The organism is Larkinella sp. VNQ87, from assembly GCF_049445795.1.
Classification (GTDB): Bacteria; Bacteroidota; Bacteroidia; order Cytophagales; family Spirosomataceae; genus Larkinella.
Genome location: NZ_JBMSDT010000007.1, coordinates 331,359 through 350,935, shown reverse-complemented (window position 1 = coordinate 350,935; position 19,577 = coordinate 331,359). Strand labels below are relative to the sequence as shown.

Annotated in this window: 15 protein-coding genes; 10 read left to right on the top strand and 5 right to left on the bottom strand. The window is 55.0% G+C overall.

The window, feature by feature from the left end:
• The first annotated feature begins 71 nt into the window (after positions 1-71).
• A complete protein-coding gene (locus tag ACO2Q8_RS14540) occupies positions 72-1,199 on the top strand; it encodes a hypothetical protein (protein ID WP_423345554.1) in 1,128 nt (375 codons plus the stop codon).
• A gap of 106 nt (positions 1,200-1,305) precedes the next feature.
• Here ACO2Q8_RS14540 and ACO2Q8_RS14535 read toward each other — a convergent pair whose 3' ends face one another.
• On the bottom strand, positions 1,306-3,234 hold the full coding sequence (locus tag ACO2Q8_RS14535; protein WP_423345553.1) for a histidinol-phosphatase: 1,929 nt from the start codon (positions 3,232-3,234) through the stop codon (positions 1,306-1,308).
• Between the two features lie 306 nt (positions 3,235-3,540).
• Positions 3,541-3,732 (bottom strand): cold shock domain-containing protein, encoded by a 192-nt coding sequence (locus ACO2Q8_RS14530; RefSeq protein WP_038120070.1) that lies wholly within the window; start codon positions 3,730-3,732, stop codon positions 3,541-3,543.
• A 422-nt stretch (positions 3,733-4,154) separates the two neighbouring features.
• On the opposite strand from ACO2Q8_RS14530, the gene ACO2Q8_RS14525 reads away from it, so the two are divergent.
• On the top strand, positions 4,155-5,780 hold the full coding sequence (locus ACO2Q8_RS14525) for a S8 family peptidase (protein ID WP_423345552.1): 1,626 nt from the start codon (positions 4,155-4,157) through the stop codon (positions 5,778-5,780).
• A 33-nt stretch (positions 5,781-5,813) separates the two neighbouring features.
• Here the strand turns inward: ACO2Q8_RS14525 and ACO2Q8_RS14520 are convergent, their stop codons facing one another.
• The 3 genes from ACO2Q8_RS14520 to ACO2Q8_RS14510 all read right to left on the bottom strand — a co-directional run bounded on the left by ACO2Q8_RS14520 (position 5,814) and on the right by ACO2Q8_RS14510 (position 9,506).
• Positions 5,814-7,349 carry a T9SS type B sorting domain-containing protein gene (locus tag ACO2Q8_RS14520; protein ID WP_423345551.1) on the bottom strand — a complete coding sequence of 512 codons (1,536 nt, stop codon included), beginning with the start codon at positions 7,347-7,349 and terminating at the stop codon, positions 5,814-5,816.
• Positions 7,350-7,562: 213 nt separating this feature from the next.
• Complete coding sequence (locus tag ACO2Q8_RS14515; RefSeq protein ID WP_423345550.1) at positions 7,563-8,786, bottom strand: DUF5009 domain-containing protein; 1,224 nt, start codon at positions 8,784-8,786, stop codon at positions 7,563-7,565.
• A gap of 33 nt (positions 8,787-8,819) precedes the next feature.
• Positions 8,820-9,506 carry a ThuA domain-containing protein gene (locus tag ACO2Q8_RS14510; protein WP_423345549.1) on the bottom strand — a complete coding sequence of 229 codons (687 nt, stop codon included), beginning with the start codon at positions 9,504-9,506 and terminating at the stop codon, positions 8,820-8,822.
• 566 nt (positions 9,507-10,072) lie between these two features.
• Between ACO2Q8_RS14510 and ACO2Q8_RS14505 the strand changes: the two genes are divergently transcribed.
• From ACO2Q8_RS14505 to ACO2Q8_RS14470, 8 genes are all read left to right on the top strand, one after another.
• Positions 10,073-11,197, top strand: a complete 1,125-nt coding sequence (locus tag ACO2Q8_RS14505; protein WP_423345548.1) for a FecR family protein — start codon at positions 10,073-10,075, stop codon at positions 11,195-11,197.
• 147 nt (positions 11,198-11,344) lie between these two features.
• Positions 11,345-11,806 (top strand): RidA family protein, encoded by a 462-nt coding sequence (locus tag ACO2Q8_RS14500; RefSeq protein ID WP_423345547.1) that lies wholly within the window; start codon positions 11,345-11,347, stop codon positions 11,804-11,806.
• A 72-nt stretch (positions 11,807-11,878) separates the two neighbouring features.
• On the top strand, positions 11,879-13,102 hold the full coding sequence (locus tag ACO2Q8_RS14495; RefSeq protein ID WP_423345546.1) for an aminotransferase class V-fold PLP-dependent enzyme: 1,224 nt from the start codon (positions 11,879-11,881) through the stop codon (positions 13,100-13,102).
• 14 nt (positions 13,103-13,116) lie between these two features.
• Entirely contained in the window at positions 13,117-14,364 is a 1,248-nt protein-coding gene (locus ACO2Q8_RS14490) for an amidohydrolase/deacetylase family metallohydrolase (protein ID WP_423345545.1), read from the top strand.
• Positions 14,365-14,538: 174 nt separating this feature from the next.
• The gene (locus ACO2Q8_RS14485) at positions 14,539-16,299 is read left to right on the top strand and encodes a PQQ-dependent sugar dehydrogenase (protein WP_423345544.1); all 1,761 of its coding nucleotides are present in this window, start codon (positions 14,539-14,541) and stop codon (positions 16,297-16,299) included.
• A 122-nt stretch (positions 16,300-16,421) separates the two neighbouring features.
• Positions 16,422-16,862 carry a c-type cytochrome gene (locus tag ACO2Q8_RS14480; RefSeq protein WP_423345543.1) on the top strand — a complete coding sequence of 147 codons (441 nt, stop codon included), beginning with the start codon at positions 16,422-16,424 and terminating at the stop codon, positions 16,860-16,862.
• Between the two features lie 2 nt (positions 16,863-16,864).
• Positions 16,865-18,322 (top strand): PQQ-dependent sugar dehydrogenase, encoded by a 1,458-nt coding sequence (locus ACO2Q8_RS14475; protein ID WP_423345542.1) that lies wholly within the window; start codon positions 16,865-16,867, stop codon positions 18,320-18,322.
• Between the two features lie 18 nt (positions 18,323-18,340).
• Positions 18,341-19,558, top strand: a complete 1,218-nt coding sequence (locus ACO2Q8_RS14470; RefSeq protein WP_423345541.1) for an aminotransferase class V-fold PLP-dependent enzyme — start codon at positions 18,341-18,343, stop codon at positions 19,556-19,558.
• Positions 19,559-19,577: the final 19 nt, after the last annotated feature.

Sequence of the window (19,577 nt, the reverse complement as noted above, 5' to 3'; positions counted from 1 at the left end):
CTTGATTTCGTTTGTGTCTAATTTAAGTAAAAAGTATATTGCGTGTACATACACAAATAAATATTGTTAACATGAAACGATTTGTACTGCTGGCAGCCCTGCTGGTAGGCCCGCTTATGGGCTCAGCGCAGGATTTGGATTGGAATAACTATCCGGAGGGCGAACTTACAAACACTTTTACCAACATTGGTAACATCCCGGTGAACGCAACGGTCGAAGTGCTCGGAATGACGAGCGCTTTAAGCATCGACTACCCCCGGCCCATGCCGAACGGCCTGGAACTGAGAGTTAACTTTCCGACCGACGGGGATTGCATTTCGTTGAAAGTAACCTTTTCGCAACCGGTCAACAATCTGAACTTTAACCTGCTGGACATTGACCGGATCGATGGCGACAGCCAGTACCAGGATCAGGTGACCGTGACAGGCAGCAACGGTGGGACACCCGTCAGTCCGGCCATCGGAACGGCTGTTACCAATACGATTAGTGGCAACACCATCACGGGGATCAATGAGGATGTCAACAATTCGGTGAACACCATCAGTTTCAGCGGACCGTTGACCGAGATTACCATTCAGTATTGCGCCGGGCCGGAATGGGATGACCCTAGGCTGCAGTTGATCTACATCACCAACTTCAACTGGGATGACGCTCCGGCCTTGCCGGTTCGGCTGGCGTCGTTCAGCGGCAAGCGGGTCGAGAACCAGGTCCGGCTGGGCTGGCAGACGACGTTTGAGTCCAACAGCGCCTACTTTGTGGTCGAACGCAGCACCGACGCCAAGGCGTTCGAAGCGCTGGGCCGGGTGGTATCGTTGGGTTTTTCGGAATCCTTGCAGCAATACGGTTTTACCGACGAAGCGCCGGTGTTGGGCACCAATTATTACCGGCTGCGGCAGGTCGACCAGGATGGGCGGTTTGCGTACTCGAAGATTATCGGAGTCGGCTATGATCCCTCGTCGTACTATTTCGAAGCGCGGCCGGTGGACAAAAACCGCATTGAGGTGCTGACGAACGTGCCGGAACCGGTTTTCAACGTTGTCGATCTTCGGGGGTTGCGGGAGCTACGCCAGGTAGAAACGCTGGGTGCGAATCGCTACCTGATTCATGTTGGGGCTGGCAGTTTGGCTGCACCTTCGCTGAAAATCGTGCAGCTAAGGACGCCCGTTTTCTCGGCGACTAAAAAACTGCTGATCCCCTAAAAAAACGTACCCCCGGACTTTAGTCCGGGAGCCCAACTAATTGAGGTGTTTTCACATCCTTAAATAGCAAGATCAAGATCTCCCGGACTAAAGTCCGGGGGTACGGTCACTTCTCGCTCAGTAGAAACTCCCGAACCAGTTCGAGTTGGTCGGTACTGAGGAAATCGGCACCGGCTTCGCGGAGTTTGGCCCAGACCGCCGGGTCTTCCGGACAGGCCCAGAGCCGCAGCTTCTTGCCTTCGGCGTGAACCCGTTGTACCAGTTGGCGGAGTTTCTGAAACTGCTCGTCGGGCATCGGTCCCTGCCCCCGCCAGCTCAGTTGATTGCTGTACGAATCGCTGACGACCGGCATCAGCGCCGGACTGAATCCTTTGCCCAGATCAGCCGGTCGGCCGTCGAGGCCCGCCAGTCGTTCCTTCACTTTTCGGAGGGCTTCGATTGGTCGGTTTCCGGAAATGAAAACCGTCACCGCCCCCGGCTGGCAGCGGTTTCCCCGGCAGTTGGTCAGTAGAGAACGATACCGTTGCAAAACGTTCTCTAAAGCCCGATAGGTGCTGTCGGAGCCGGTTTTGAAGTCGATCATCAGATAAACCGGGCCGGTGTAATTCGCGTACACTTTGCCGCCGTTCTGCCGAATGCGTTCGGCCAGCGGACGCAGGTAGAGTTCTTCCAGGGTGCGGTCGGCGTTCCAGAAGGCCGGGCGGTTGTGCGCAACGTACAGCGTGTCGCGGTGGGCGTACACATCGGCTTCGATGCTCGTAAAGCCCTGATCCAGTGCATCCCAGAGCGGCCGCGATTGCTCGTAATCGTTGTGTGCGTGGGCATTGGGCAGCGGTTTGACGTTGGTGAGTGGCTGCGGAGTCTGCAAGCGGGCGATGGGCTGCGTCCAGGCGGTTTCCACGTCGCCCGGTGCGAACGGGTTGAATTTGGGCTTGCTGGAAATGATTTTGGCCCGCACCAGCCACTCGTCCGTGATGTCGTAACGGGCTTCGGTGCCCGTCAGTTCGCGCAGCACTTCGGCGTTCTCCCGCCCTTTTCGAATTCCGATAAACTGAATCCGGTATTTGACATCCGGTTCGGCTTTGATCTTGAACGCCAACGTCGTGGCGGTTTGCGTCAGGCTTTCGAGCGTGACGCCCGTTGTGGCGTAAAACCGCCCCGCTTCCAGGGCTTCGATAAGTGTCTGGGGCTTGAGTTCGGGCGCGTTGACCATCACCCAGGCCCGGCCCGAGTTACTGAACGTCGGGCCGAAAAACTGGTAATGGTGGCTGTCGTCGGTAGCCAGGCCGTATAGCAGCGGGCGACCCTGCCGGAGAAAATGCAGGTTGATTTTGTCCCACATCGACTCGGTGCCTTCGCGGGTGCTGTCGCCGTAATTATTCACCAGCGGGTGGCCGTTGAAGACCTCGAAAAACCGCTCGTGCCGGAGCTGCATGAGGTCGCTGGCCGTGATGGCATAGTAAAAATTCGGGTGGTTGATGTGCGGAAACATCGGTTGGCCGGTGCGTCGGCGCTGGGCCACCAGGGCGTCGATGTTATTCTGCATGACCTCGGCCACGCTGTTGCCCGGCAGCGGGCGCAGCAGGGTTTGCAGGTTGGTCATGTTGATGTGAATCGGTTTGCCCTGAAAACCGGTCGATACTTCTTCACTCTTTAAAATCAGAAACTTACCGGGTTCTTCAAAATAGCTGCGGTATTCGTTGAGCGGTTTTAGCCGCACTTTCAGCGAGTCGTTGGGGCCGGTTTGGTACTTGACCCAGTCGGGGCCAAACGTGCGCAGGTACCGCTCGAAGGCCCGTCGGCGTTCGGGCGCGCGGGGCACTTTAATCCAGCGTTCGCCCTCCTGAAACGTGTTGTGGTCTGACAACCCAACAAAGTGGTAGCCGTTGGCTTTGTACCAGTCCATAATCATTTCGGGATAATCGTCGCCATCGCTCCAGAGCGAGTGCGTATGCAGGTTGCCTTTGTACCAGTTCTGGGCGTTTGCCGACGAAATGGACAAAAGAAGAAGTGCGAAAAGAACGATGGGGCGCATGACAGCAAACAGAAGGATGCAGCAAAAAAAGCGGTCGGCGGGCAGTTTCTAATGGGAAGGCGGTGAGTTTAACCGAAAAATAACAGTCGGGGTGGTTTTCGGTTGGTTACCCTGTCCGGCAATGTATTTCGTTATTCGGTGTTCGCTATTCAGTATTCGTTATTGAATTTAAAGAGGCACGGTTTTAATAACGAATATTGAATGTCGAATAACGAATGTCGAAGGGAAGGGGGAAACGGTGGGACACAAAAAAAGAACATGCCGTCGGGCATGTTCTTCATCGCTTCGCATTATTATATCTTTCGATTAAATAACTTCAACGTTAACGGCGTTCAGACCTTTTTTGCCTTGTTCTACTTCGAATTGAACTTTGTCATTCTCGCGAATTTCATCGATCAAACCGGATACGTGAACGAAGATGTCTTTGTCTGAATCCGAGGGGGTAATGAACCCAAAACCTTTGAGCTCATTGAAAAATTTAACAGTTCCTGTTTGCATTATAATTGTATTGTCTTTAAAATTTCATCAAAGATAGCCTAAATAAACCAGAACTGCACTATCGACGCCGACTTATATTTACGGAACGGGATGATACGACAAAAAATCGGAAACGGGCAAGGCGGTTCGTCCGGGGCGTTTGGGTTCGTTCGTTTATTCGGTTCGCAGGCTTTTGATGGAGTTCATCAGAGCGGCTTTGATGAACTCGTAACCACGCTAAACCCCGGAAACCGAATCATTCTTCAGAGTCCCCCGTCGGTAGCCGCAAACTTCTCCCCTGAATTGGGGGAAATTTCAAGGGTAAAATTCAATAAACAGTAAAAGATACGTTGATTTGCCTTCGGTCGTTATACTACTCTGAACGGTGCGTGAACACGGATCCGTTTTCGGTTGTTAACCGACTGTTAACCTAACTATTTCTTATGGCGTTCAAAACGTTTGTATGTCGACTCGTTAGTCTGTATACAATCCTCCTCTCCGGTTCTGCCTTCAGTCAGGCCCAATCCACCCAATGGTTTCACCTGGATTCGAAAGCCGACAGCGTCTGGGGCATCAGCACCGACCGAACCTACCGCGAATTGCTCAACAACCGAAAACCGACCCCGGTGGTGGTGGCCGTGATCGACGGCGGTATCGACTCCACCCACGAAGACCTGAAACGGGTGTTGTGGACCAACCCGAAGGAAATTCCCGGCAACGGCATCGACGACGATAAAAACGGCTACGTGGACGACGTACACGGCTGGAACTTCATTGGTGGTAAAGACGGCCGCAACGTCCGCTACGAAACCGCCGAAGTAACCCGGCAATACGCCCGGCTGCGTCCGCTCTACGAAGGCAAAAACCGGTCGTCGCTGAAACCGGCTCAGCAGAAAGAATACGATCTGTATGTGAAGTACAAAACCGAGATGGAGCAGAAACGCTCGGAGTACCAGGAGCAGTACAAGTCCATCAGCAGTTTTAACGACAATTTTCAGGCGATTACGGGCGCGCTGAAACAGGCCCTGAACGTGTCGAAGCTGGACACCAACGTCCTGAAAAACCCGCAAACCGACAACGATTTCGTTAAAAAAGGCGCGGCTGCCCTGTACGAAGTGGTGGCGGCTCAGGGCTACGGCAGTACCGACGACGTGCAGACCGAACTGACCCGCGGGCTGGATGACCTGAAAGCCAAAGCCGAATACGCCTATAATCCGGAGTACGAAAGCCGCTCGATCGTCGGCGACAAACCCGATGATCTGACGGACACCGATTACGGAAACCCCGACATTACCGGCCCCGACGCGTTGCACGGCACCCACGTTGCTGGGATCATTGCCGCCGACCGCACCAACAACCTGGGCGTGCAGGGTGTGGCCGATCAGGTGCGTGTCATGGCGATCCGGGCCGTGCCGGACGGTGACGAACGCGACAAGGATGTGGCGAATGCCATCCGGTACGCCGTCAACAACGGGGCGCAGATTATCAACATGAGTTTCGGGAAAGATGTGTCGCCCCAGCGCAAAGCCGTGGACGACGCCATGCGGTACGCGCTCTCGAAAGGGGTACTGCTGATTCATGCCGCCGGCAACGACAACAAACTGCTCGATACGACGGCCAGCTTCCCGTCGGACCGGTTTATGGACGGGTCGGCCATTCCGAACCTGATTACGGTGGGGGCCATCACCTCGAAAAACGACGAGCACCTGGTGGCACCGTTCTCGAACTACGGCCGGAAAACCGTCGATGTGTTTGCGCCCGGCATGGCCATTTACTCGACCACGCCCGGCAGCAAGTACGATAACCTGAGCGGCACGAGTATGGCGGCTCCGGTCGTGACCGGGATTGCGGCCGTTCTGAAATCGTATTTCCCGAAACTGACCTACAGCGACCTGAAGCGAATCATCGAAAAGTCGGCGGTTGTGCAGAAACGGCAGGTGCTGCGGCCTGAATCGAACGATTTGGTAAACTTCACTGATCTGTCGAAAACCGGGGCGGTGGTCAACCTCTACGAAGCCGTCAAACTGGCGCAGGCCGAAGAAGCGGCTGCCTCGGCCAAAAAAGGCTGACGGTTTTACAATCCGAAGTGATTTCAGGGAGCGCTAGCGAATCAAGCTAAGCGCTCCTTTTTTTTCTTTCGGTACAAAACCGTTGCCTTGCCGCAGTTGGTACTGAATCTGCCAGCCGTAAACGCCCATCGGTACGTTTTTTTGCTGGTAAAGTCCGTTCCAGGCAAACGGGGGCTCCGTAGTTTGAAAAACGACCTCGCCCCAGCGGTTGAACACCGACAGACGGGTGATGGTAATATCTCCGCAGGGCAACGGTTGAAACACATCGTTCAGTCCGTCGGCGTTGGGTGTAAAGCTGTCCGGCGTCTGGATCACGCAGCCGCACTCGCCGTACGAGATAGCCAGGGTGTCGCTGACGGTTGCGCAGTCGTTGCGGACCGACGCCCGGAACAGGCCGGAGTTGCCCACGGTGCGCTCAATCCCAGCGGTTTGATCCTCCCAGCGGAATTGGCCTTCGGCAAACGACGGTTTTATCGTAAAAACCTCGGCTCCGCACAGGCTCTGATCCAGGCCCAGGTTCAGCCGGGGCGGCAAAACGTAGCGAACCTGCACGGTATCGATCGCAACGCAACTCGCCTGTTCCACGCGCAGGCTGTACGTTCCGGCCTGTCTGACGGTTTGCGTTCGGGCCGTCGAACCATCTTGCCAGCGGAAGGTCGGCGGCAGACTGGCCGGAACCGTCAGCGCCAGCGTCTGGCCTTCGCAGAGCGTGGTGTCGCGTCCCAGGTCGAAATCGAGCGCATAATCGACCTGGATGGTATCCTGCAAGATCTTGCACGGCGTTGTCACTGTGACGGAATACGTACCCGGTCTGCTGACCCGGAACGTGGGCGCGGTACTGCCGTCCTGCCAGCGGTATCCCGTCGCGCCGGGGGTTGTAGCGTCAAGCAGCAGCGTACTTTGCCGACCGCAGAGGGTGGTGTCTTTGCCCAGATTCATTCGGATGGGCAGCAGCGAAACGTCGTCGATGAACAGGTAGTAAAACCCGAGCAAAACCGGCAGTTTTTTAAAACTTCCGAGCGTCATAAACCGCTCTCCGCCCTTGGCTTTCAGGTAGCCCGTAATTCGTTCCCAGCGCAACCGTGGAATTCCGGCGTTCAGCGTATTGTCGAGAATCTGCGGATCGACGGCGAAGAGGTCTTTGCCGGTGGCCGAGAGCGGTTGTTCCGAAAAATACGCGCCGATGGTGCCGGTCAGGTAGCGGGGCGGATTGGGGGTGGCAATGAACAGTTCAAAAAAGTAGCATTCGTTGGCCTGCAACGGTTCTTTCAGCGGAGTGGCCATGTATTCGGCCCAGTTCAAATCCAGAAACAACCGCCCCAGGCCTTCGCCGGAATGGGGTGGCAATTCGATCTGGGCGGTTGGGTAACACTGGTGGTAAAAGTCGGGTGTGGCTCCGTTGGGATTAAACCAGGGTACCGCTTCCTGCAACAGATTGTCGAGCCGGGGGCAGGTGCGGTAATTCTCAAAACCGCCATTCGGAATCAGGTTCTGAGCCAGCGCCCAGCCGGGCAGGCCGACGATCAACCAGCATACCATCCGAACCGTGTTGCAGAACAGGGTGTTCACTTACGTCAAAATCATCGGTTATTGTTTGCGGGGAAGGGTCGAAAGATACGGTTTTTTGGGGAAATACTTGTAATACGCTTATGTCTGGTAATCCTGTTTGCGTGATCAATTACCCCTAAATCCCCTAAAGGGGACTCGGACGCAGTAAAAAGCGGGTTGGAAAAGTCCTCTTTAGGGGATTTAAGGGTGACAAACGAAGGTGATCGGTTACCTTTAAAGCTTAAGCCGGATACCTGCTTTGTTCAGCAAGCCCGTAAGCCCGACGCATAGCAGGGCGAACAGAAAGGATTTGAGCAGTCCGATACCGCCTGTTAGTACGATCTCCGGCAAATGAATCCCGAGAAAATTCGTGGTGGCATAGGCAAAATATGGCATCAGGTAACACAGCAGCGTGTCGGTTCCGGCGGGTTTGATGAAGCCGAACCAGCGGCTCTGGCCCCACACGTCGGCGACCCAGTAAATAGCGGTGAAGGCCAGCAGCGTGAAGGCGCTGCACAGAAACAGCCAGGCCGGGGTTTCGCCTAGCTTGGCCAGACCCCAGTAGGGGCGTGTGAGTACCGACAGACCGATCAGTAAAGCCGCCGTGGCCAGAAAAACGACCGTCATTTGGCGGTTGTCACCTTTTTTCCGGTACTGTTGAAACAGCGTCGAAATCACCACCCCGCCCAGGCTTAAGCCCACAAGCGTGCCGTTCCGAATGGCCCCCGGAATCACATGCAGGGCGTCGGGCAACCAACCCGCGTGGGCGATCAGACTCAGGGCGGCAAAAACCGCCCAGGCCGTTAGTAGAACCCAAAGCCGGTTTTGGGCTCCCACCGTGATCAGAGCCGCCACCAGATACGCCCAGCCAATCAGGCCGAGGATGCCCCACCAGTGCGGCTCGAAGCGGCTGATCGAACCACCTTCGCCACCCCGGTACAAAACCGCCAGCGCCAGCAGCGTCAGGATGCCGAGCCCTTTCAAACCGGTAACCAGCGATTTCGGGGCCGATTTGGGGTAGCTGTTCCAGATCAGTATGAAGCAAGTGCAGCAAATTACATTCCATAACAGCCGGGGCATCCCGGTCGCCGATTCGTTGATCGATTCGCCGTTGACCAGAAAAACGCCCATCGTCAGCAGGGCTACCGACCGGAACAGGATGTGCCCGATGAGTTGCTGGAAGTTGTCGCCTTTTTTCCGTCGGTTATCGATAGCAAAAGGCAGCGACATGCCGACAATAAACAGAAAAGCCGGGAATACCACATCGGCCAGCCCAATGCCGTCGACCCCACGCGGGACGTGTTCGAGCCAGGCCGGAATGTCGGTCAGCGACCAGAGATCGTTGACGAAAATCATCAGCACCATCGTCAGCGCCCGCAGGATGTCGATGGCCCCGACCCGCGCCGGATTCGCCACCGGTTGAGTGGTTTGGGGAAATACGGTTTCAGGTTTATTCATGGGATAGTTGGAGGGTTTCATCAATCGGTGTTCCTATTTCCCCGACGCCCAGAAAATGGCATTTCGGAAGAGGGTTTTAAAGGCTTCGTTTTTGAATAAATCCGGATGATGCCCCATGAAAATGTACACATTTCTGGCTTTCATGTGTTCGTTGGACCAGATCACCGGGTGATCCCCGCCCATTTTGATGTCAGAATCGGGTACATACGTCGATTCGTCGACTATCGCGAGCACCTTGACATTCGGGCGCGGGTTTTTGTTGTAGGTGTACCACTCCTCCTTTTCGACCTCGAACGAAGCCGGTAAATTCTGCATCACCGGATGGGATCGTGCTTCGACGCGAACCGTGGCTTTGGCAAAACCAGGAATGTAATTTTTGTAGCGAATACCGCCCATAAATTCCGAGAACCAGGGCCACATCGGAAAACCGTCGAATTCGCCGAGCAGCGAAGCGTGGTGAAAACCGACCCAGCCACCGCCTTTACCCTCCCGGATATACTGCTCGAAAGCCACTTTGGCAACGTCAGTCCAGCGATAAGGTGGGTAATTCAACTGGATGAACACCTGGTAACGAGCCAGAAAAGCCGCATCGATGGGTTCCGTATCGGTGATGTAATCGATGGCAAAGCGACCTTTTGCCGCTTCCTGCCCGAGCCACTCACGGGCGGCAGCGACAAACGGCGCATGGACGCCACCGTCTTTTTCGGCCAGGACAACCATGCGAAATACCGGCTTTTCGACTTGTCCATAACAGAACGAGACAAGGCTAGTCAGCAATAGTATAAAACTCGTGGCCAAGGCGCATAAATGTTTGTAACTCATCAATTAATTTTGGGATCGATGTTCGCTATAAATAGAGAAGATAAGGAGCGTTCTGTATTGCCAAAGTATTAAAAATAAAACCATTAACAACAGACTATGAACAAGTTTAATACTTAATCCGAAAGATTAATTTAAAAAACCGGCATGAACGCTCACCAAAGTTATCAGAGATTCACATTAAAAACCAAACTGTTTAGGAAATAGACATCGGTTTATCGGCGGGTTTTCGTCCAGTTGTCAGTAACCTTGACAGACGCTCGGTTTTGGGCCGGCCGGGGGTGGATAAGCCTGGATTTACCCGCGGTCGAAGGGTGGGTTTTGCATGTGAAAAATCCGGCTGATGGTCGAAACCGGTGGTCCTGCTCAATAAACTAAAAAAGTTCGAAATATAATTTTGAAAAAAAGAGTATAGACCGCATAGTCTTGCATCTTTATCCAGAAATGGCAAAGTATTCTAATTTTGTATGCAAGATTACCGGAATTTCGAACCTGAAGAATTAGCCACCGATCCGTCTTTTCAACGCTGGAAATTATTCAATGACCCGCAGGAAAGCGATTTTTGGCAGAAATGGATGGTTCAGAATCCGGATAAAAAAGAACTGGTTGACAAGGCCGCTTTCCTGCTCATCACGCTCAACGAAGCCTACGCCCGAATTCCGAATGACCGCGTGCCGGTTTCGGACCGGGAGGTCCAGCACGAAATTCACCGGTTGCGCCAATCCCTCGATGGGGATGAGCAGCCCGTGGCCAAATGGTACCAGTTTACACCCCTGCGGTACGGGATGGCGGCCAGTGTGCTGGTGCTGCTCGGCTTGTTCTGGCGGCTGTTTATTCACCAGCCCTGCACCAAAGTTGATGTAACCTATAACGAGCTGATTACGCAGGCATCCCAACCGCTTCAGGAAGTTGCCAACCCCGATCGGAAAACCCGTTTAGTAACCTTGCCGGACGGAAGTACATTGCTGTTAAAAACCGGGGGGCGGGTCAGTTATCCGAAAAACTTCCCGGGTGCTATTCGCGAAGTTTATTTAGTCGGAGAGGCTTTTTTTGAAGTTCATAAAGATCCGAATAAGCCCTTTTATGTTTACGCAAAAGGACTGGTAACGAAAGTTTTGGGGACGAGTTTTACCATTCAGGCTTTCGAAAATGACAAGCAGGTTAAAGTGGTGGTTAAAACCGGAAAGGTGTCGGTTTTTGCCCGCAATAATACAGAGTTAACGCAGCAAAAAGAAAATAATAAGCTGGAAGGCGTCGTGCTGACGCCCAATCAGCAGATCGTATTTTCGCCCACGAACACGCAGATCATCAAGAGCCTGGTCGAAAAACCGGCCCTGCTCGACAGCCAGGCCCAAAGCCAGCCCTTCCGGTTTAAGCGGACACCGATCGCCGAGGTATTTGCCACGCTGGAGAAATCGTACGGGATCAAAATCGTCTTTGATGAGGAAGTCATGAAATCGTGCTACCTGACGGCTTCGCTGGACGATGAACCTCTTTTCGAGAAGCTGGACCTGATTTGCAACACCATCAACGCCCGCTACGAACAGCTCGACGCCCACATCATCATCAACAGCAGAGGATGCCAGCCCTAGCCGGAATCGTTCTTGCGGAGTAGATAAAATACCATTATATATTGGTTCGTGACAGATTTGTGGTCTAGCTTACTTATTAGATACGGGAAAAAATGCTTGATTTACTTAATAATTTTAGTATTCACCTTTCCATTCTTTAATTTTCTAATGAAACCAGAACGCCGATCGATCCTAAAACGACTCTTTGCCTCCGTAACCGGTGTAACGGGCCTGGGTATGGCTACTTCAAAAGCTGAAGCCAGCGCGGCCCCGCAAAAGGAAGTATTTAATGTAACTAATGAACAGGACGTGCCGCTGTTCTCCGGTTCTACGAAATTCGGCAACCTCGTGTTTGTCGCCGGAAAAGGGTACCACAAAGAAGGCGACATTAAAGTACACACGGACGAAGTGCTGAAAGAATTGGAAAAAGAACTGATCAAGGCTGGTTCTTCGATGGATAAAGTCTTGAAAGTGAACGTGTTTCTGCATGACCTGAACGATTACAAGGGCATGAACGAAGTGTACAAAGGGCGGTTTGGCAGCAAACCGCCAGTACGCACAACTGTCGCTGTCTACGGCGGGGTGCCGGGCGATTCCCTGGTTGAAATGGACTGCATTGCTTACATCTGATTACTTCCCTAACCCTGCCCTTCCCGCTCGTCGGCGGGAAGGGCTTTTCCCTGGCTTAACCAACCCATCGACATGATCACCCGAAGAAGTATCCTCAAACGCCTGTCAACCGTACCCCTGCTGGGTGGGCTGGTTGGCGGTGCCGCCCCACTGCAATCGGTATTGGCCGCTCCCGTGGCCGCAGCGCCCCGTAACCTTGCCAAAGAACTGGGCATCCGGACGTTCATCAATGCCGCCGGAACGTACACGGCCATGACCGGTTCGCTGATGCACGACGAAGTGCTGGAAACCATCCAGGGCGCTTCGAAGGAGTTTATGATGCTCGACGATGTGCAAACCAAAGTCGGCGAAAAAATTGCGGCTCTTGTTCACGCCGAGTCGGCGGTGGTGACGGCGGGCTGCTTCTCAGCCATGACGCTGGGGCTGGCGGGCGTGCTGACGGGCATGGATCAGAAGAAAGTGGAAGCCCTGCCGCAACTGGAAGGTACGGGCATGAAGTCGGAAGTGATTGTACAGAAAGGGCATAATGTCGGGTATTCGCACGCGCTGACCAACACCGGGTGTAAAATGGTGTTTGTCGAAACGGTGGAGGAGGTCGAAAAAGCGATCAACGAAAAAACCGCTCTGATGTGGTTTCTGCACATCCAGTCGGACAAAGGCAAGATCATGCACCAGGAGTGGGTGAATCTGGCGAAAAAACACAACATTCCGACGATGATCGACATTGCTGCCGACGTGCCGCCGGTCGAAAACCTCTGGAAATTCCACGATATGGGCTTCGATCTGGTCTGCGTATCGGGCGGAAAAGCCATGCGCGGCCCCCAAAGCGCCGGGTTGCTGATGGGGAAAAAACACCTGATCGATGCGGCCCGGCTGAGCATGCCGCCCCGGGGTTCGACCATCGGACGCGGGATGAAGGTGAACAAGGAAGAAATTCTGGGCATGTACGTCGCCGTCGAGAAATTCATCAAGCAGGATCACCAGAAAGAATGGCAAATCTGGGAAGACCGCGTGGCCCACATTGCCGATGCCGTCAAAAAAGTGAACGGTGTAACCACCGAAACCTTCCGGCCCGAACTGGGTAACCACACGCCGACGCTCCGGATCAAATGGGAACCGGCCAAAGTGAACCTGACGGTAAAAGCCTTGCAGGAAAACCTGCGCAACGGCGACCCCTCCATCGAAATTGTGGGCGAGCAGGGCGGTATTAGCCTGACAACCTGGATGTTGAAACCGGGCCAGGAGAAAATCGTGGCGACGCGCTTGAAAGAAGAACTCTCGAAAGCAGCGGTTTGATGCGTCCGGAAGCCATGCAAAAATCATTGTTCACTTTCTTTTTTGCCTGCCTGTTCAGCGGGCTGGTACAGGCGCAAACGTACAGCATCGTGATCAAGGGCGGTCAGGTGATCGACCCGAAAAACAACATCAACGAGGTGATGGACGTGGCAATCAGCGATGGCAAGATTGCGCTGGTGGCCAAAAACATCGATGCTGGTAAAGCCAAACAGGTGGTGAACGCCAAAGGCATGTACGTCACGCCCGGTCTGATCGATCTGCACGGGCACGTCTATTTCGGCACCGAACCCGACCACTACCTCAGCAACGGCCTGATTGCCGTGGCACCCGACGGTTTTACGTTCCGCGTGGGCGTCACCACCATCGTCGACGCGGGCGGAGCGGGCTGGCAGTCGTTTCCGGCGTTCAAAAAGAACATCATCCTGACCTCCAAAACCCGGGTTTTGTCGCTGCTGAACATCGTCGGCGAAGGCATGCGGGGTGGGATGTGGGAGCAGGACACCACCGATATGGACCCCAAAATGGCCGCAGCGATGGCGCTCGGCAACCCCAACGACGTGGTCGGTTTCAAGGTCGCGCACTTTATGGGCGGCACCTGGACGCCCGTTGACCGCGCCGTGCAGGCCGGAAAACTGGCGAATATGCCGGTCATGATCGACTTCGGAATGCACGATCCGCCGTTGTCGCTGGAAGAATTGTTCATGAAGCGCCTGCGCCCCGGCGACATTTTTACGCATACCTACACCTTGCTGGAAGGCAATGTGCGGGAAACCATCGTAGACGAAGCCACCGGGAAAGTCCGGCCGTTTGTCTGGGAAGCCCGCAAAAAAGGCATCGTCTTCGACGTGGGCTACGGCGGGGCCAGCTTCAATTATTCACAGGCCATTCCGGCCATCAAAGCCGGTTTTTACCCCACCACGATCAGCACCGACCTGCACACCGGCAGCATGAACGGCTCCATGAAAGACATTCTGAGCATTATGTCGAAGTTCGTGGGCATGGGCATGCCGGTGGCGGATGTGATCAAAGCCAGCACCTGGGCACCGGCGCAGGTGATCAAACGCGAAATCCTGGGGCATCTGTCGGTGGGGGCGATTGCCGACGTGGCCATCCTAAACCTGCGAGAAGGCAATTTCGGCTTTTACGATAAAACCGGCTACCGGGTCGAAGGTAAGCGGAAATTCGAGTGCGAGATGACCATCAAAGGCGGTAAAATCGTCTATGATCTGAACGGGATTGCCAACCCAATTGTGGTGCGGTAACCGACGCGTGCGTTTTGTCATCCCGACGATAGGAGGGATCTCCGGGCGCCGGAAGGAATGTCAGTTTCACCCGAAGATCCCTCCTATCGTCGGGATGATAAAAGCGGGGATGACAAAAAGACAAAAAAAAGTTTGAACAGCCTCTATTTATAACCCTTTATTGCTTTTGCTTGAATGTCAAAGTCTTACTCCAGCGTAGTCTTCCTTCTTCTCGTGGCCGGGCTTGGGTTTACCCGGCGCGATAACCAATCCAACTTACCGGCTCGCACCGATGCCAACGGCGGACTGTTTCTGCCCGAGGGGTTTGAAGCGACCGTGGTGGTCGATAGCTTACCCGGACGGGCGCGGCACCTGGCCATCAACGCGAACGGGGATATTTACGTGAAAGCCCGGTTTGTCCGGGACAAAGGCGAGTCGGTGATTGCCCTGCGCGACACCAATGGCGACGGCCGCGCCGACATCATCAAAACCTTCGGCGGGCAGACCCGCGAGCGGGCCTACGGAACGGGGATGCGGATTTACAACGGCTACCTGTATTTCAGCTCCGAACTGCTCGTCTACCGCTACAAACTGACGCCGGGCAAGCTGGTGCCGGAAGGGCCGGAAGAAATCATCGTGAACGACGACCATCCGCACGGCATGCACGAGCACATTGCCAAACCACTGACGTTTGACAATAAGGGCCATATTTACGTGGCCTACGGAGCGCCTTCCAACGCCTGTCAGGAGCGGAACCGGATTCCGAGTTCGCCGGGAATAACGCCCTGCGCCCTGCTCGAAGACCACGGCGGTATCTGGCAGTTCGACGCCAACAAGCCGAATCAGACCCAGAAAGACGGCCGTCGGTACGCTACCGGTTTACGGAGCGTCGTGGCGATGGACTGGAATCCGGTCGACCAGACGCTTTACGCCCTGCAACACGGCCGCGACGACCTGCTGATGCTCTGGGCTGGCGTGTACTCGCCCTGGCAGAGCGCGGTGTTGCCGTCGGAGGAGTTCCTGCGAATCAAAGAGGGTGCGGATGCGGGCTGGCCGTATTACTACTACGACCAGATGCAGGGCAAAAAAGTGCTGAATCCGGAATACGGCGGAGATGGTGAAGACATCGGCAAAGGCAGTCAATACGAAAAACCGATCATCGGTTTTCCGGGGCACTGGGCACCGAACGACATTCTGTTTTACCAGGGCGCTCCCGGACGTCCAACCACTTTTCCGGATCGGTACAAAAACGGCGCGTTCATCGCCTTTCACGGATCGACCAACCGGGCGCCTTACCCGCAGGCGGGCTATTTTATTGCATTTGTTCCGTCGAAAAAAGGCGTTCCCTCGTCGGATTGGGAAATCTTCGCCGACGGTTTTGCGGGTGTCGATCCGATTGTCAACGTGAGCGATGCGGTGTATCGCCCGATGGGCATTGCGATGGGCCCCGACGGTTCGCTGTACCTGGCCGAAACCGAGAAAGGCAAAATCTGGAAAGTGACCTACAAAGGTGACCGGAAAAAATTCGGCCCGGCGCAACTGGCCCAGATGGAGAAACGCAAAACCATGTCGCACATCCGCACGCCCGACGAAATCAAGGATAACCTGGACAAGGACAAGCCCGTGTTGGGCAGCAAAGTCTACGGCGTGTATTGCCGGGCCTGTCACCAGCGCAATGGGCTGGGTGATTCGCAGCGGTTTCCGCCCCTGGGGGAATCGGAATGGGTCGTGGGCGACAAAACCCGGCTGATCGAAGTGCTGCTGAAAGGACTGGACGGCCCGATTGAAGTCAAAGGACAGTCGTACAACAATGTCATGCCGCAGCACGACTTCCTGAAAGACGAAGAGATTGCCGAGGTGCTGACGTTTGTCCGGCAAAACTTTGGCAATTCGGCCAGTGCCATCACCGCCGAGGAAGTGGGCAGCGTTCGAAAGGCGATTAAAGAAAGAAAGTAAACCCCTAAATCCCCTGAAGGGGACTTAGGCATCTGGACATGGCGCGTCCAAGTCCCCTTTAGGGGATTTAGGGGTATAAGTAAGATAAACCGTTGGTTCTTAAAGCCCCACTTTACTACTACATGCGTTTCTGTACCTTATTGATTACCGGTTTGTGCGTGCTGGGCGGTTTTGGCATCACGGGTTTTACGGAAAACCGGTTGGCCGACGATCCGAAACAGGAAAAATGGAAAGCGCCCGCCTGGGCCGATACGCTGAAAAACCAGTACCCGACCGAACCACTGACGCTGGCGCAGGGCGAGGAACTGTTTCAGGAATTCTGCTCGTCGTGCCACGGCGAAGCAGGGTACGGCGACGGGGCCGCGGGCCGGGCGCTCGGGGCCAAACCCGCCAACTTCCACGACCCGGAAGTCGTCAAACAAACCGATGGCGCGCTATTCTGGAAGCTCTCAAATGGCCGGGGCAACATGCCGCCGTTCAAAGAGGTATTTTCCGACGAACAACGCTGGCAATTAGTGGCTTATGTGCGTAAACTAACGACTCCGAAGACCAACACCAAATAAGAATGCAGACCCTTTTCCTGAAAACAATTCGTGTATGGACGGTGGCGGTTTGCTGCCCCCTGTTACTCTACGCGCAAGGCCCCGATGCCAAAGCGCCCATCCCGCCCACGGCTTTGCGCCCCGACATCAAGGTGGAGCATTTTATGGCCGTCGGCCCCGAAGCCGTGCGGTTGATCCGGCACGCCAGCACCGGTGATCTGTATTACACAACCTTCACGGGTGATGTATTCCGGGTGAAAATGAACGGCCAGCCGCCGGTGGCCGAAAAAGTGTTTTCGGCCGATGATCACGGCATCACGCGTTTGCAGGGCGCGGCTTTTCTGAAAAATACCCTGTTTCTGGCCGGTAACATCAGTGTGAACGACAACAAAGGGACCAAGGGCCGGATGGTGCGCTACGACCTGGCGTCGGACGAAAAACCGGAGATGACGGTGGTGTTCAATACCGTCGAGTACGGCACTAACAAAACGACCTTCGACCACGGCTGGAACGCGCTGGAAATCAGCCCGGATGAGAAATACATTTACGTCAATACCGGCGCACGAACCGATCACGGCGAGGTGCAGGACAACGGGGGCGTGTATCCGAATGCCCGCGATAATGCGCTAACGGCCAAAATCTTCCGGTTTCCGGTCGATGCCAAAAACCTGGAGTTGCCCGACGACGAAGCGAAGTTGAAAGCGGCCGGTTACATCTATGCCGAAGGTATCCGGAATGCCTACGACATGGCATTCGACGGCGACGGCCGGTTGTTTGCGGTTTCCAATTCCGGCGACTACGACCACGCTGAAGATATGTTTTGGGTGCGGCAGGGCCACCACTACGGTTTTCCGTGGGTGATGGGGGGCGGTTTGGATAACCCGCAACAATACGCCGACTGGCAACCCGATCCGGAGAAAGATCCGTTTATCAGCAAGTTTGCCCACGCCTGGCTGATGCGGTATTTCCGCAATGACCCCGAGTTTCCGAAACGTCCGGCGGGTGTCACGTTTACCGGCCCGGTGCTAAACTTGGGACCGGATGCCAACGAATACCGCGACCCAAAAACCGGGCTGGTGATGGACGGCGATTCGACGGGCGTGCCGGTCGGGACGTTTAATGCCCACAGTTCACCGCTCGGGTTGTTTTTCGATACCAAAAAAGTGCTGGCCGACGACTTCAAAGGCGACGGCTTCGTGATCCGCTACTCCGGCCCGCGACGCAACTCAACCCTCGTCAACCCGCTGAAAAAGCAGGGCCGCGATTTATTACACCTCGATTTTAGGTACGACAAAGCCAAGGATAACTATACGGTCAAAACCACCCGCCTGGTCGACGGTTTTACGGAGCCCACCGACGCGTTGCTGGTCGACAATACCGTGTACATCATCGAATACGGCGGCAAGGGTGGCAACATCTGGAAGATTACTCTACCCGCCGACCCGAAAGCGGGCAGGAAAAACCGGAAGAAAAGAACGTAACGAAACTCCAACACACGCATGTTAAGCAGAAGAAAACTCATCAAACGCCTGTCGAGTGTCCCCCTGCTGGGTGGACTGGTCGGCACCTTGCCCGTAACCGCCGAAGCCGCAGCGCTGGCGGCTCCCAAACGCGATCTGTTTAAGGAGCTGGGCGTCCGGACGTTCATCAATGCCGCCGGAACGCTGACCTACATGACGGGCTCGCTGATGCACGACGAAGTGCTCGAAGCCATCAACTATGCCTCGAAAGAGTTCTGTCTGCTGGACGAATTGCAGGACAAGGTCGGGGAGAAAATTGCCAAACTGGTGCATTCGGAAGCCGCTGTGGTAACCTCGGGCGCGTTTTCGGGCATGACGCTGGGGCTGGCGGGCATCCTGACCGGTACCGACCAGAAGAAAGTGGAAGCGCTGCCCCACCTGGAAGGCACCGGCATGAAATCGGAAGTTATCTGCCAGAAAGGCCACGAAATTGTTTACAACCACGCGCTGGTGAACACCGGCTGCAAGATGGTTTACATCGAAACCGTCGAGGAACTGGAGAAAGCCATCAACGAGAAAACCGCCCTGCTGCACTTCCTGCACATTCAATCGGACAAGGGCAAGATTATGCACGAAGAGTGGGTGGCGTTGGGCAAAAAACACAACATTCCGACGTCCATCGACATTGCCGCCGACGTGCCGCCGGTCGAAAATCTGTACAAATTCAACGACATGGGCTTCGATTTTGTGGTGGTTTCGGGCGGAAAAGCCATGCGCGGCCCGCAGAGCGCCGGGTTGCTGATGGGCAAAAAGTCCATCATTGAAGCCGCTCGGGTGCATATGCCTCCGCGTGGGTTCAACATTGGGCGCGGCATGAAAGTGAACAAGGAGGAAATTCTGGGCATGTATGTGGCCGTCGAGAAGTTTCTGGCGCAGGATTTTGCCAAAACCTGGAAAAGCTGGGAAGACGGGGTAGCCCACGTCGAGAACACCGTCAAAACCGTAAACGGCATCAAAACCGAGGTGCGCGTCAATCCGCTCGGCAACCACACGCCCTCGCTCCGTATCTCCTGGGACCCGGCCCAACTGAAAATCACGGGCAAGCAGTTGCAGGAAGCCCTGCGCACCGGCGACCCGTCGATCGAAGTCGGTGGGGGCGGCCCCAGCAGCATCGGCGTGACGGTCTGGATGCTGAAACCGGGTCAGGAGAAGATCGTGGCCCGACGAATCAAAGAGGAGCTTTCCAAAGTGGTGTAAGTCTTCCGTCAGTTTATAG